Origin of the sequence: Microbacterium sp. CJ77, from assembly GCF_002911615.1 — a bacterium.
In the GTDB taxonomy this organism is placed as follows: Bacteria; Actinomycetota; Actinomycetes; order Actinomycetales; family Microbacteriaceae; genus Microbacterium.
The window spans coordinates 144727-158259 of sequence record NZ_PQBR01000007.1; the positions used below are offsets into that span (position 1 = coordinate 144727).

A 13533-nucleotide genomic window follows, 5' to 3' on the forward strand; every position below is an offset into this window, starting at 1 on the left:
CCTCGCCAATCAGAGCTCCAGCGATTGCAGAGAGGAGTGCGTCGTAAGCCGGGTCGCCATCGATTCCCGGGGCGTCATTACTCGGTGCATCAGTGGACTGGCCCCCCAATGAGGTCCATTCGTCACGTACCTGATCCCAAGCGGCGGCGCCACTCCCGCCAAACGCTCCGTTAGTGCCCATTGGTGCTCTCTATCTCCATCTTGGCCGCTTGTGCCACCATGTCGTCTATGCCGTCTTCGGTGGCAAGTCGTTGGAGGATCGGCTGGTACTGAGCTTTCAGTGTGGCGCCGTTCATGTTGACTACCGTTCCCGTGGTCAGCCGACGGAGTAGTTCGCCGGCGGCCTCGATGACGAGTTCGACGAGGCTGGGTGTCTTGTCGGCCCACTGGATTGTCATCTCGAACAAGACGTCGAGGTCGTCGAGTCGTCGGCCTTGCCTGAGGCTCAGCTCCATCGCTGCTCGCTGTTCGGCTTCACCGAGCGCAGTCAGCTCGACGAGTGCTGCTTCGCGAGCTGCGGTACCCGTGCCAAGGAGGTCCGTGACGAGACGGATCACTGTGTCACTTGTGTCCTCGCCAGCGCGGACGTTTAGGAGCGATGCGGCGAGGTCCAGGTAGAGGCTTAGGTCAAGCTCCGCGAGCGATGGTTCGCTCGCCGCCCAGTGGTGGGTGTCTTCGCCGATTTTGTCTGGGCGGGTCACACCGTCTTCACCGTGCGCCCACCCTTCCCATGCGGTAAGTAGCGCAGTCCTCTCAGGTCTCGGAGTTGCGGCCAACGTCTCGAAGGAGGATCGGTGGAGGTCCTCCAGTAGCAACATCTTCATGAGAACTGCGGGAGCGATGGAGACCTTCCGGGAGTGAGCCACCATCGACCGCACCCCGAAGGCGTTGAGGAAGCGCTTGATCTGACGAGGGTTGGCCAATCGGTCGGCGGACAGCCCTTCGGCCAACTGGGCAGCCAAGCTCAGGCTCTCCTCGCTCGGCTTCGGGCTTAGCTTGCCAAGGTCTCCCAGCAGCGGCGATAGACCCAGTTGACGGCGACTGGAACAGTGGTTTGCGAGTGCTTCGATCTCGTCTGGGGTTGCTCCCTCGGTTTGAGTGAGCAGCAGGCCGATGTATGCCTCGGCGTCGGCTGTTGCCAACCTCGGTAGGGTCACTGGAAGTTGAACGATCTTCTCTAGATAGCGGGTGGCAAAAGCCCCGCTGCGGTTGGTCTCGCCGAGGCTGACCGCGATGGAGTCCCGGACCATCTCTTGGTCGGCAGCCACGACGAACACCATCTTGGGCACAGCGAGGAACAGCTTGATTCCTTCGAGTGTTGCCATGACGGCAGGAGGCAGGCAACGGTCCAGATCGTCAACCATCACGACTACTCGATCAACGTCTGGTAGCCCGCCTATGAGCTTGCCGAAGGAGTCCTTGAATCCGCTCATGGACTTGTCATCCGAGCGTGCCTTCGGGGTGAACGCGTCAATCAACTCGTCCGGTTTCCACTGCATGGTGAGGGCGCCCTTGCCAAGGGCGAGCCCAACGCGGGTCCAGCTGATGCGCTTCAGGAGGTCCGCGACGCGATCCTTCACGGTGCTATCCGCTTGGAATGCGGCCCCAAGTTGGTCGAGCACTTCGGCAATCAGTGAGCCGCGTACGTCATCGTGGTTGTCGTACTGCCAAGGGTCCGTTCGTATGACGACGTACCGCCCCGCGGCTTCCAAGCGACTCTCTAGAAGATTGAGCACCGTGGACTTGCCGCCGCCCCAGGGGCTGTGAACGCCGATCGCGAGCGGATCGACGTTGGCCGTACCGATCGCCTTCACGATTGGGTCGACGACAGCGTCAAATCCGAGGAAGTCGTCGAGGCTAGGGTTGTCGTCCCAGAGCCGCAGTGTCGCGGAGTCAGTCATGGCGTTGGCTCCTCGCTGGTCAGCCGCTTCACGGCGTCGAGTTGACGATGGACATAGGAGAAGAAGGAGAAGGCGTCGTAGAAGTCAGCGAGCTCTTCGTCAATCAGGATTCTGTTGGAGTGCGCTCGCGGGTTTCGAAAGTGCCCGTGGATGCCTACCAGCAGGTTCTTAAATCCTCGGTGCGCACTGATCTCGGATTCCGATCCGTGACCATTGATCGACCAGATGGGTCGTTCGCGATTGGTGCCGAACACCCCGTCGTAGAGCGTTGCGCCGTCGCCGGCGAGCCCTGTTATCGCCCGGACCCTGGCCGGGATGCTCTTCGACGCCTCAGACATCGCGTGGAACAGCGAGCGATTGACAAGTTCCTCATCGCAATAGCGGAGCAGTTCGGAGTGACAGCCGCGACGCTTCAGCTCGGTCTGAAGACGCCCCGCGAGCGCTGCCCCTTCCTCGATTGTGGATGCCTTCTTCCCCGTCACGAGCTTGCCGGTCTCGTTGATCGAATAGCCATAGAACACGAGGAACTCATTGAGCCGATCGCGCAGATCGTTGAACCGGTTCGGCTGAGTCACGTACCTGCCTGGACTCATGGCCCTGGCGATGAAGGCACCGACAACGTTGCCTGCCTGCTGTCGGGCCTGAACATTGTGCAGAGTGACGTACAGACTCTCGCGCTTGTTCGCGCCAGTCTCCCGCTGATCGACTCGAACCATGCGAAGAAGGGAGTCGATCTCTGAACCTGTGAGGCCAGGAAAGTCCGTCTGCGCGAGCACATCACACACGCCCTTGACCATCTCCGTGGGGAACGGCGGTATCTTCTTGGGTCTCTGAGTGGTGGTCGTCACCGAGCGTCCCTGTTCTCAGGCGACCGACCAGAGTGCTGCGCCTAGTGAGTAGTTGTCATGACGCCTCAATGGTCCCACGCTCCTCCAGGTCGGCGGAGGCGACGCACCGACACCGAGCAAGCTCGTCGACCTTCGACGGTCGGGTCTCGATGGCGAGGTCAGAGACTCCTAGGTGCATCGCGCTGCACTGAAGTGGCGGAGGCGATCATGCTCTCCACGCCCCCAACTTGTCTGCGCATTCCTTCGTAGGCGGATCGCGCTCGCGCGGCGTCGATCTTCTGGGCGGCTGACTCGGGCGGAGCACCGAGAGGTGCGTCGTCGGTGATGCGGTAGCGGTCTCGGTAGGCGGCGACCGCGCGGGCGGCCTTGCGCCAGGTGGCGGCTCGTCGCCGGTCGTTCGGCTGCGCTCCAAGAGCGTCCGTCCACGGCGCGTTCTCGGCGAGCGCAGCTTCGAGCGCGGCATCGGCGCGCGCCTCGATCAGCTCCTCTCGCTCGTCGAGCGCCGCGTACATCTCGGGGTCGATGACTCCGTGCGCCTGTGGGATGAGGCCGGCGATGAGTCGCGGTGGCTTGCGAGTCCTGCCCGAGCCTGCGGGCCGGGCGGTCGCCCGTTCGACCCGGTAGTGGAGTACGGCGGCGATGTCGTCGGCGTCGTCGAACCCGCGCGCTGCGACGAGGCGTGGCAGCAGTACGTCGACGTTGTGATGGTTGGCCTCGGCGCGTCGGAGTTCGGCCGTGAGCGGGCCGAACGCTTCGGACTCGATGGCGTTCTCGGCCTGTTCGTCGGTGAGTCCGGAGCAGCGGATGAGGGTTGCCCAGCGGTCGTGTTGGGCTGCGGCGGCGATGGTCTCGTACTCGGCGGCGAGCTGGGCGATCGAGCCCCACTGTTCCTGTTCGGCGACGATGGTCTCGTGCGCCGAGAGTTCGGCTCCGCTGTGCTGGAGAACGCCGTAGAGCACGCTTCGCGCGGTGGCATGCGGGTCGTCGCCAGGGTGCGGCTGGGCATGGTCGTCTGCGCGGTCGAGAGTCACGTAGGCGTGGTTCGAGTGCCGTCCTCGGGTCATCGCGACGTAGAAGGTCTCTCTCGTCGAGGTCGGTTCGACCAACACGTGTGCGGTGTCGGTCGTGATGCCTTGCGCTCGGTAGGCGGTGACTGCGTAGCCGAGATCGACATGCTCGGCCACGTACGAGGCTGGGAGGACGATGCTGCCGCCGAACCTGCTCCTTCGCTTCCGAGCCCTGCTGGTGCCGTCGTCGCGAACAACGGTGCCGGTTCCGTAGTCGCGTGCGATGGTGATGGTCCCGTCGTCGCCGACGGCGGTGATGGTCCAGATGTCGCCGTTGCGCACCCAGTCCCGCCCGGCCAGGGTGCGCAGTTCGCGCTTGTTGAGTCGCGTGATGATGGTGTCGCCGACGCCTGCGGCGGTGCCGTCGCGCAGCTCGACTTCGCGGTCGGGGTTCAGCGTCTTGTTGAGGATCAGGTCGGCGCGGGCGCGACGGTTCAGCGTGGTCACGTCTTCGTGGGTTTCGGCGATCAGCACCGAGACGAGTCCGGCGTCGCGGTCGGCGCGCCAGGCGTTGTAGGCGGCGTCGGTCATGGCCTCGGAGTCGCCGTCGGTGATGCGCTCGTGGGCGAGGTAGGTGTCGATAGCCGCCGTGCGTCCGTGACGTAGCTCGAGTGAGGCGGTCTTCTCCCAGGTATGGGTGAAGCGGTGGACGTCGACCAGTTCGGGGGTGTCGGCCCGGTCTCTGGCGATCATTGCGAAAGCGCCGCCGGCGTCCACGGATTGCAGTTGGGCGTAGTCGCCGACCAGCAGCACCTTCGCGCCCGCTTCCTGGGCGAGGTGGGTGATGCGGTCCAGTGACAGGGTGCCGGCGAGGGAGGCTTCGTCGATGACGACGAGCTGACCCGCCTCGAAGGTGGTGCCGTGGAGGAGGTGGTTCTGCCACCACTTCGCCGTGTTCTCAGTCTCGATCCCGAGATCGTCGGCGAGGACCTGGGCGGCAACCGCTGACGGGGCCAGGCCGACGACCGAGCCGGGGCCGTGCTCGGCTTCCCAAGCGCGACGGAGCGCATTCATGGCGGTGGTCTTGCCCGCCCCGGCGGGACCGACAAGCACGTCGAGCACCCGTCCCGACACCGCGATGCGGGCCAAGGCGTCGGCTTGGTCGTCGCCGAGCATCAGGCCGTCCGCGTCGGGTCTGGCGGTGATCTTCTCGACCGTGGCAAGCGGCACCGTCGGCCCGGCCAGGTTGGCAGCTCGTTCGAGGAGTCTGTCCTCGGCAGCAAGCTGGGACTCGGAGGTGAACACGGTAGAGCTCTTCGGACGGAACACTGAGGTGCCGTCAGGCCGACGGAACACGACCGGCGAGGCCGCGAGTTCGGGCGGGGTCAACCGAAGCGAGACGAGCTCGGCGGCGTCGGTGACCATCGCGACGATGGCTTCCCGATCCTGCATGGTGGCGAATCGCCAACCCATTGTCTGCCGGGATGCCTCGGCCATGAGATTCCACCGTCGCCAGGTCGAGCGCTTCTCGCCGACCACCTCGACGACTGAACGCCCAATCTCGCCGATCACGTCGAGCGGCACGTCGTCGGCGCGCAGCAGGAGCGGTTTGTCGTTGTCGGTCATCTCGCGTGCCCACGTCGTCGCGTCCCGATCGAGGGTCTTGGACGCGCGATCCCGCCACTCAGCGGTCAGGTCAGCCAAGGATCGGACCTGCTTCTCAGGCCTCGTAGCCAGCGTGGCCTGGGCTCGCAGTTTGAGGATCGTCGCGTTCGATGGTTGGTGTCCGTGCTGGGCAACGTACTCGGCGATGAGCCGGTTCTTCTCGGCGTCGATGTGGCGAGCGCGGGTGGAGAACTCCGCGACCAGTTCCTCCGGCACGCCGGTGATAGCCCACGCTGGGTTCCGGTCCCGCCCCATCTCGCGGGCCTCCCACGAGACGCCGAAGGTGCGCGTCATGTGGTCGGCGAACGCAGCTTCGTGCAGTTCGGAGAGCGCGACGACGGCGGCGTGCATCGGTCTGCCGTCGAGCGATCGCCATTTCCCATCGAGGACGGTCTTGGCCTTGTTGCTGATGACGACGTGCGTGTGGAGGTGGGGGTCGCCGGCGCGGGAGTCGAAGTGATCGAAGGCGGTTGCGATGAGCCCGGTGACATCGACCTGTGCAACCGCGCCGTCACCGGCGGTTGCGCCCGTGCGGGTGGCTGCAACCTCGCGTTCCATGAACGCAGCCACCTCCGCAACCGCTCGATGATGCGCCTCCGCGATCAGCGCTTGGACCCCGGCGTCTGCGACCGCCCACAACACTGACGCGGACTTCGGGATCGAGAAGGTGAAGTCGAAGCCAGCTACCGCGCGTCGTGTGCTCCGGGCAGTCTCCTCGGCAACGATCTGCGCGACGGCCTCGCCCTTGGCGCCAGGCGTCATCGTCGGTTCGAGGTCGGCGATGCGCGCCTCGATCCGCTCCGCCTGGCTCCTGTAGGTCGGGAAGGAACGACCGAGCGGCTGGTCGGTGATCGGATCATGGCCAGTCCCCATCAGTAGCTGGAGTTGGTGTTCTGATACTCGGTCGCCCAACTGAATCTCGCCCTTGCCGAGGGCCGCTACGCCCGCGCCGACCCAGCGGCCGGGCGGGGTGCCTACTTCCATGTAGTAGCGAGTGAGTGGCGTCGAGAGCGGCCTGTTGCCGTCGGCTGCCGCGACGGTCTTGAGCAGGTACTTATAGCCGTCACCTGCCGACATCACGCGCATCGAAACCGTCATGCTCACCTCCGCTCCTGCCGGGCAGGTGAGCACCCTCACCCGGTGACCTCTGCCGCGGTAATGCCCGGCTACCTCGATCTGCAAGACGCGTGTGACCTCGGATGGCGGTCAGAGCGAAGGCCGGAGATGGGGGCGTCGGGCGGTGTCGCTCGCGTGGCTCGACGAGCTGCGGGCGTGCCGGAGTTGTGCACCTGACAGTTGGCCAGCTCGGCATCAGTGCTCAACGAGGCACGGATGCCGGGGACGACCTTCACCGGAGCAGACTTTATGCACGACCTCGACATCAGCGGCGAACCACGACTCAGGATCGGGTCGCTGTTCAGCGGCTACGGCGGCCTCGACCTCGCCGTCGAGCACGTATTCAACGCCACGACCGTGTGGTTCTCCGAACTCAACGCGCCCGTCGCCCGCGTCTTCTCGCACCACTGGCCCGAAGCTCCGAATCTTGGCGACATCACGGCCATCGACTGGAGTCAGGTCGAGCCCGTGGACATCCTCATCGGCGGATTCCCGTGCCAAGACGTTTCCACGGTAGGCAAGCGCGCCGGCCTTGCTCCGGGTACGCGCTCGGGTCTCTGGGCGCACATGGCCGTAGCCATCGACGCGCTCCAGCCCGAATGGGTCGTCATCGAGAACGTCCGCGGGCTGCTGTCCTCACCCGCGACGCGGCCATCCGCAGAAGGAGATAACCATGACCGACGCAACCCAGGCGATGCATCCCCCGACGGCGCAACCCTTCGCAACGTGGAACCCGACCCGTGGCATCTGGGAGACTACGCAACTCGACCTCTTCGGGCTCTCGGCGCCGTTCTCGGCGATCTGGCCGACTTGCGGCTGGATGCAGGATGGATCGGCTTACCGGCTTCCCTTGTCGGCGCTCCTCACCAACGCTTCCGCATCTTCGCCCTCGCCCGGCGCACTGTTCCGCACCCCGCTGGCGACGGACTCATCGCGCGGTGGAGAGACTCTCGACCAGGTGCGAGCGAGACGAGGGACGATTGCGCTGTCGCACCAGATCATCGACTTCGCCCTCCACGGACCGGGTGGCTCATCGAACAGGAGAGCCGAATCGGAGACGCTGTGGTCGCTGATCGACGGACTGTTCAGCGATGGGGACGCTACGCCGACGCCATCACTCGTTGGGAACACATCACCGGGCGACCCGCGCAAGCGCCAGCCCTCCTGAACGACGCCGACGGCCCCCGCCCAGCACCGGCATTCGTCGAATGGCTCATGGGCCTGCCGACTGGATGGGTCACCGATAGCGGCGACCTGACGCAGAATCAACAGATCACCGCCCTCGGCAACGGAGTGCTACCCCTCCAGGCTGTGTCCGCGCTGTCACTGCTCGCCGCGTGAACATGGGCTACGCGAGAGCGGCGTCCTCCGGTGCTCCCGGTGTCGTTCCCAGAGCGGCGAGCAGGCGGACCCGGACTCGCTGCTTGCGCTGCTCGAAGAACGAGGTGAAGTCGGCCAAGTCGAGCGGAAGGCCGTCGAGGTCGTCCTCGGCAAGGTACGTAGCTCGCTTGTTCTCGCTCGGGAAGGCGGTGTCCATCCACTCCGCAGGCAGTCCATCCTGCTTCTCGATGTTGGCGGCCCCACCCAGCAACTGAAGGTTCGGCAGCAGGCATGCGGCGGCCAAGTAGTCGTCGACCTTAATCGAGCGGGACGCCGGCACCGAGGAACGGGACATATTCTCCACGACGGATCTTCGAGCACTTCGCCACGCTCGCTGGTAGGGAGCTGTCAACTGACTCGCCGCTCGTGAGGACACCTGGCGCCGAATATACATCGTACAGTGTATAGTCATCGTATGCTGACTATTTCCGATCGACTCGACGTGATGAACCGGCTCGGCCGAGCTATGGCCGACCCGACCCGCTCCCGCATTCTGCTGACCCTGCTGGCCGGGCCGAGCTACCCGGCGGTGCTGTCCCGCGAGCTGGGGTTGTCGCGCTCGAACGTGTCGAACCATCTGACATGCCTGCGCGGGTGCGGGATCGTGGTGGCCGAGCCCGAGGGCCGACAGACCCGCTACGAGGTGGCAGACCCGCACCTGGCCCGCGCGCTGACGGCGCTGGTGGATGTCACGCTTGCGGTCGACGAGAGCGTGCCGTGCATGGACCCGGACTGCGGGGTCGAGGGTTGCCAGGCGGGGGAGGTGCGGGCGTGAGCGCGGTCACAGGTTCGCAGGTCGAGCACGTCGACCTCGACGACCACGATGATGACGATGACCGGCCGTGGTATCGGAGCCCGAGCGTTCTGATCCCGATCGCCTCCGGCGTCGCGTTCGCCGCCGGCCTGGTGTGCGAGTGGACCGGCGCGGAGACCGCGGGCCTGGTGCTGTTCTGGATCGGCCTGCTGCTGGGCGCTTACACGTTCGTGCCGGGCGCGCTGCGCAAGCTGTTCACCAAGGGCAAGTTCGGCATCGGGCTGCTGATGACGATCAGCGCGACCGGCGCGGTGATCCTCGGCTACGTCGAGGAGGCCGCCGCGCTGGCATTCCTGTACTCCATTGCGGAGGCGCTGGAGGACAAGGCGATGGACCGCGCCCGCGCAGGGTTGCGGGCGCTGTTGAAGCTCGTGCCCGACACCGCACTCGTCAAGCGCGGCGACGCCACCGCCGAGGTCGAGGCGAAGGAGCTGCGCGTCGGGGATGTCCTGGTGGTCCGGCCGGGCGAACGGATCGCCACCGACGGCACCGTGCGGGCCGGGCGAAGCAGCCTGGACACGTCCGCGATCACGGGTGAATCGATCCCGGTCGAGGTCGAACCGGGCACCGACGTCTCGGCCGGGTCAATCAACACCACCGGCGTGCTCGAGGTCGAGGCCACCGCCGCCGGCACCGACAACTCGCTCACCACCATCGTGGAGCTGGTCGAGCAGGCGCAGGCCGAGAAGGGCGACCGTGCCCGCCTGGCCGACCGGATCGCCCGCCCGCTGGTGCCCGGCGTGATGATCCTCGCCGTGCTGGTCGGCGTGCTTGGGTCGCTGTTGAGCGGCGACCCTGAGCTGTGGATCACCCGCGCTCTGGTGGTGCTGGTCGCAGCCTCGCCGTGCGCGCTGGCGATCGCCGTCCCGGTCACCGTTGTTTCCGCGATCGGCGCGGCGTCGAAGTTCGGTGTGGTCGTGAAGTCCGGGGCCGCGTTCGAGCGGTTCGGCGGCATCCGCCACCTCGCCGTCGACAAGACCGGCACGCTGACCCGCAACGAGCCCACGGTGACCCGCGTCGTCACCACCGGCGCGACCGAGAATGAGGTGCTGGCGTGGGCGGCGAGCCTGGAAGGTCACAGCACGCACCCGCTGGCCGCCGCGATCACGAAGGCCGTCCCCGACGCCCCGACCGCGCACGACGTCACCGAGACCGCCGGGCGCGGCATCACCGGCACGCTCGGTAGTGCCCGTCTCGCCGTCGGTAGCCCCCGCTGGCTGGATGCCGGATCACTGGCCGACCAGGTGCGGGCGATGGAGTCCGAGGGGATGACCGTCGTCATCGTGCACCGAGGCGACCAGCCGGCCGGGGCGATCGGGGTGCGTGACGAACTGCGCCCAGAGGTTCCCGAGGTCATCGCCACGCTGAACCGCCGCGGGATCGGGGTGACGATGCTCACCGGCGACAACGCCCGCACCGCCGCAGCGCTGGCCGACCAGGCCGGCATCAGGGACGTGCGCGCCGAGCTGCGCCCCGAGGACAAGGCCACCGCCGTCGCGAAGTTGTCGAAGTCTCAGCCCACTGCCATGATCGGGGACGGCATCAACGACGCTCCCGCGCTGGCGGCCGCGGATGTGGGGATCGCTATGGGAGCCAAGGGCGCCGATGCTGCGATCGAGTCGGCCGACGTCGCGTTCACCGGCCACGACCTGCGCCTCATCCCACAGGCCCTCGCCCACGCCCGCCGCGGCCGCAACATCATCAACCAGAACGTCGTGTTGTCGATCGCGATCATCGTGGCGCTGCTGCCGCTCGCGATCACCGGAGTCCTCGGGCTCGCCGCGGTCGTGCTTGTACACGAGGTCGCTGAAGTCGTCGTCATCCTCAACGGGCTCCGCGCGGCGCGGCGCACGAAGGCATGACCGATCCCCTTGACGGCTCCGCTCCCTCCCCGGGAAAAGCGGATGCCGTGGAAGCGAGTTCTGCCGGCCCGGCGGCGGCGCGCGTCCGGCTCCGCTGGTTCCTGCTCGCGTGCGCCGTCGCCGCCGGCGCGGTGCTGATCGACCAAGGCAGCAAGGCACTCGCCCTCGCTCAGCTCAGCTCAGCGAGGATGACCGCAATCCCGCTCTTGGGAGACTGGCTCGGCTTACAGCTCGCGTTCAACCCCGGCACCGTCATGTCCTTAGGGTCCGATTCAACGTGGCTGCTCACCGTCATCGCGACCGCGGCGTCCATCGCCCTGCTCATCGCCGCCGCGCGCGCTCCATCGGCCGGGTGGGCGGTCGCGATCGGCCTGGTGTGGGGCGGCGCAGTCGGCAACCTCCTGGACCGGCTGTTCGCCCCTCCCGGATTCGGCCGCGGTCATGTCACCGACTTCCTCGCCTACGGCAACCTGTTCATCGGCAACCTTGCCGACGTCATCCTCGGTTTCGGCGTCGCCCTGGGCGTACTGCTTTACCTCCGAGGCCCAAACCACACCAGGAACGGACAATGATGGTCGCAGAGTATCAACGGCACGCGGCTGCCGGAACCGCTGGGCCGCCAGGCGGCTGTAACGCGGCGGTGGGCGCATGATCCTGTCCTCCGTCCTGCAGGCGATCGGCCTATTCATCGCCACGAACATCGATGACATCATCGTGCTCTCCTTGTTCTTCGCCCGAGGCGCGGGCCGGCGCGGGACCACCGCCCGAATCCTGGTCGGACAGTACCTCGGGTTCGCTGGCATCCTGGGCGCTTCCGTGCTGGTGACGCTCGGGGCGGGAGCGTTCCTGCCGCCGGAGGTCATCCCCTACTTCGGACTCATTCCGCTGGGGTTGGGACTTTGGGCTGCGTGGCAAGCCTGGCGCAACCGCGGTGCCGACGATGACGATGAGGCAAAGGTCGAGGGCAAGAAGGTTGGGGTGTGGACGGTGGCCGGGGTGACCTTCGCCAACGGCGGGGACAACATCGGCGTCTACGTCCCGGTCTTCCTCAGCGTGGGCCCAGCGGCCGTGGTGGCGTACTGCATCGTGTTCCTCGCCCTGGTCGCCGCCCTCGTCGGCCTGGGCAAGTTCGTCGCCACCCGCCGACCGATCGCCGAACTCCTGGAACGCTGGGAACACATCCTGTTCCCGATCGTGCTCATCGGCCTGGGCATCTTCATCCTCGTCAGTGGTGGTGCCTTCGGCCTCTGAACTCGTAGCCGACTGCGTAGATGGCAGCGTGCTGTGGTTGCTACCTGGCGGCTGAGTGTCCCGGTGCGCTCCGCGTGTGAGCGGCCCAGACGACGTGCTCGGCGCCGCTGCCTCAACTGAGCCCACGCTGACCGCGTAGGCGTCGATCACGCGGTCGGTGCCGGTGTTGAAGGCGTCGCGGATATCACTTGGATCACCACATCGCTGGGCCCGGCTCTTGTGTCAGGCGCAGCAGGAGGTGGGGAGTTCGTTGCGGAAGAGGTTCGCGGTGAGGCGGATGCCTTCGGCCATGGTGAGGTAGGGGGCCCAGGTGTCGGCGAGTTGGGTGACGGTGAATCCGGCGGTGATGGCGTAGGTTGCGGCGAGCATCATCTCCCCAGCGGTGTCGGCGAGGGCGTGGATACCGAGGACTTTGCCGGTGTCGGCGTCGGCGACGACCTTGATGCCGCCGCGTGTGTCGTGGTTGGCGATGGCCCTGGGCACGTCGGAAAGTCGTAGGAATCGGCAGGCGCACCGGTATCCGGCGGCGATGGCGCTGGCTTCGGTGATCCCGGCGGAGGCCAGTTGGGGTGAGGTGAACAGCACAGACGGCAACCCGGTGTAGTCGACTCGCTCGTCGTGACCCAGGGCGTTGTGCGCGGCGATCTTCCCAGTCCTCGCGGCGACGTACACGTACTGGGGCACGTCAGTGACGTCACCGGCGGCGAACACAGCCGGGTTCGTGGTCCGCTGCTGCTCGTCTACGATGACGAAGCCGCGCTCGTCGGTCGCGATACCCGCAGCAGGAAGGTTGAGCCCTTCGGTGCGCGGGGTGCGACCGGTGGCAACGAGGACACGTTCACCGGTCGCGTCCTTCCCGTTGCGGGTCGTCACCTGGACCAGGCCCTCGTGCTGGGTGATCGTGGCTGCGCGGTCGCCGATGACGCTGATCCCCTCGGCCAGGAAGGCCTTGCGGAGCTCGGATGACAGTTCCGGTTCGGCGTGCGGGGCGAGCCGACCGATGACGGTGACCTCTACTCCGAGCCGGGCGAACAGCTGCGCCTGTTCCAGGCCGACGAAGCCACCGCCGATCACCACGAGCGACGCGGGCAGTTCCGTCAGTTCCATCGCTGTGGTCGACGTGAGGTAATCAACCTGCTCAAGCCCAGGGATTGCCGGCACGTGCGGCTCGGCGCCGGTGGCGACGAGATACGACTTCGCGCGCACCGGTCGTCCATCCACGAGCAGGGTTCCCGCGTCTGTGAACGTTGCAGTGCCCGGGAGGATGTCAAACCCGTAGGCAGCGGCGATGTCGGCGTACTTGGTCTGGCGGAGCATCCCAACCAGATCATCCTTCTGCTCGATGAGCGCGCTGAGATCGACCATCCCAGCAGAGCTGGGGGCGCCTGAGAACGGGTTCGTGAGGGCGGAGTGCCGGGTGTGCGCGGCCGCGAGAAGCGTCTTGGACGGCACACAACCCACGTTCACGCAGGTACCGCCGAGGGTTCCCGATTCGATGGCGACCACGCTGGCCCCCTCGAGGCGCGCGTGGATCGCTGCGGACATCGCCGCCCCGCCCGTCCCGATCACCACGAGATCAACCTCTGTGTGCTGTGTCACGATGCCTCCTCAAGTTCGAACCGGCCACTCATGCGGCCACTCCTGAAAGAATGGACCTTAAAGTATGCTTGAAGGTCAAGTCGGTGGCGG

General features: G+C 66.4%; 10 protein-coding genes. 5 read left to right on the plus strand and 5 right to left on the minus strand.

The window, feature by feature from the left end; all coding sequences use genetic code 11:
* Positions 1 to 170: 170 nt before the first annotated feature.
* The 3 genes from C2868_RS06585 to mobF all read right to left on the minus strand — a co-directional run bounded on the left by C2868_RS06585 (position 171) and on the right by mobF (position 6519).
* Complete coding sequence (locus C2868_RS06585; protein ID WP_064862408.1) at positions 171 to 1901, minus strand: P-loop NTPase fold protein; 1731 nt, start codon at positions 1899 to 1901, stop codon at positions 171 to 173.
* Positions 1898 to 2749: a TIGR02391 family protein gene (locus C2868_RS06590; protein ID WP_232711178.1), complete on the minus strand. Its 852-nt coding sequence runs from the start codon at positions 2747 to 2749 to the stop codon at positions 1898 to 1900. The genes C2868_RS06585 and C2868_RS06590 overlap by 4 nt, the downstream gene beginning before the upstream one ends.
* Before the next feature lie 158 nt (positions 2750 to 2907).
* Complete coding sequence (gene mobF, locus C2868_RS06595; RefSeq protein WP_232711233.1) at positions 2908 to 6519, minus strand: MobF family relaxase; 3612 nt, start codon at positions 6517 to 6519, stop codon at positions 2908 to 2910.
* Between the two features lie 234 nt (positions 6520 to 6753).
* On the opposite strand from mobF, the gene C2868_RS06600 reads away from it, so the two are divergent.
* Entirely contained in the window at positions 6754 to 7878 is a 1125-nt protein-coding gene (locus C2868_RS06600; RefSeq protein WP_229745258.1) for a DNA cytosine methyltransferase, read from the plus strand.
* Positions 7879 to 7885: 7 nt separating this feature from the next.
* On the opposite strand, the gene C2868_RS06605 is transcribed toward C2868_RS06600, so the two are convergent.
* Positions 7886 to 8221, minus strand: a complete 336-nt coding sequence (locus tag C2868_RS06605) for a hypothetical protein (RefSeq protein ID WP_146048015.1) — start codon at positions 8219 to 8221, stop codon at positions 7886 to 7888.
* Between the two features lie 111 nt (positions 8222 to 8332).
* Here C2868_RS06605 and C2868_RS06610 point away from each other — a divergent pair, with 111 nt between their 5' ends.
* The 4 genes from C2868_RS06610 to C2868_RS06625 all read left to right on the plus strand — a co-directional run bounded on the left by C2868_RS06610 (position 8333) and on the right by C2868_RS06625 (position 11844).
* Complete coding sequence (locus tag C2868_RS06610) at positions 8333 to 8692, plus strand: helix-turn-helix transcriptional regulator (protein ID WP_026926287.1); 360 nt, start codon at positions 8333 to 8335, stop codon at positions 8690 to 8692.
* Positions 8689 to 10593: a cation-translocating P-type ATPase gene (locus tag C2868_RS06615; RefSeq protein WP_100810823.1), complete on the plus strand. Its 1905-nt coding sequence runs from the start codon at positions 8689 to 8691 to the stop codon at positions 10591 to 10593. The genes C2868_RS06610 and C2868_RS06615 overlap by 4 nt, the downstream gene beginning before the upstream one ends.
* Complete coding sequence (locus tag C2868_RS06620; protein WP_100810822.1) at positions 10590 to 11165, plus strand: signal peptidase II; 576 nt, start codon at positions 10590 to 10592, stop codon at positions 11163 to 11165. The genes C2868_RS06615 and C2868_RS06620 overlap by 4 nt, the downstream gene beginning before the upstream one ends.
* A 76-nt stretch (positions 11166 to 11241) precedes the next feature.
* The gene (locus C2868_RS06625) at positions 11242 to 11844 is read left to right on the plus strand and encodes a cadmium resistance transporter (RefSeq protein WP_100810821.1); all 603 of its coding nucleotides are present in this window, start codon (positions 11242 to 11244) and stop codon (positions 11842 to 11844) included.
* 222 nt (positions 11845 to 12066) lie between these two features.
* On the opposite strand, the gene merA is transcribed toward C2868_RS06625, so the two are convergent.
* Entirely contained in the window at positions 12067 to 13446 is a 1380-nt protein-coding gene (merA, locus tag C2868_RS06630; protein ID WP_198519550.1) for a mercury(II) reductase, read from the minus strand.
* Positions 13447 to 13533 lie beyond the last annotated feature (87 nt).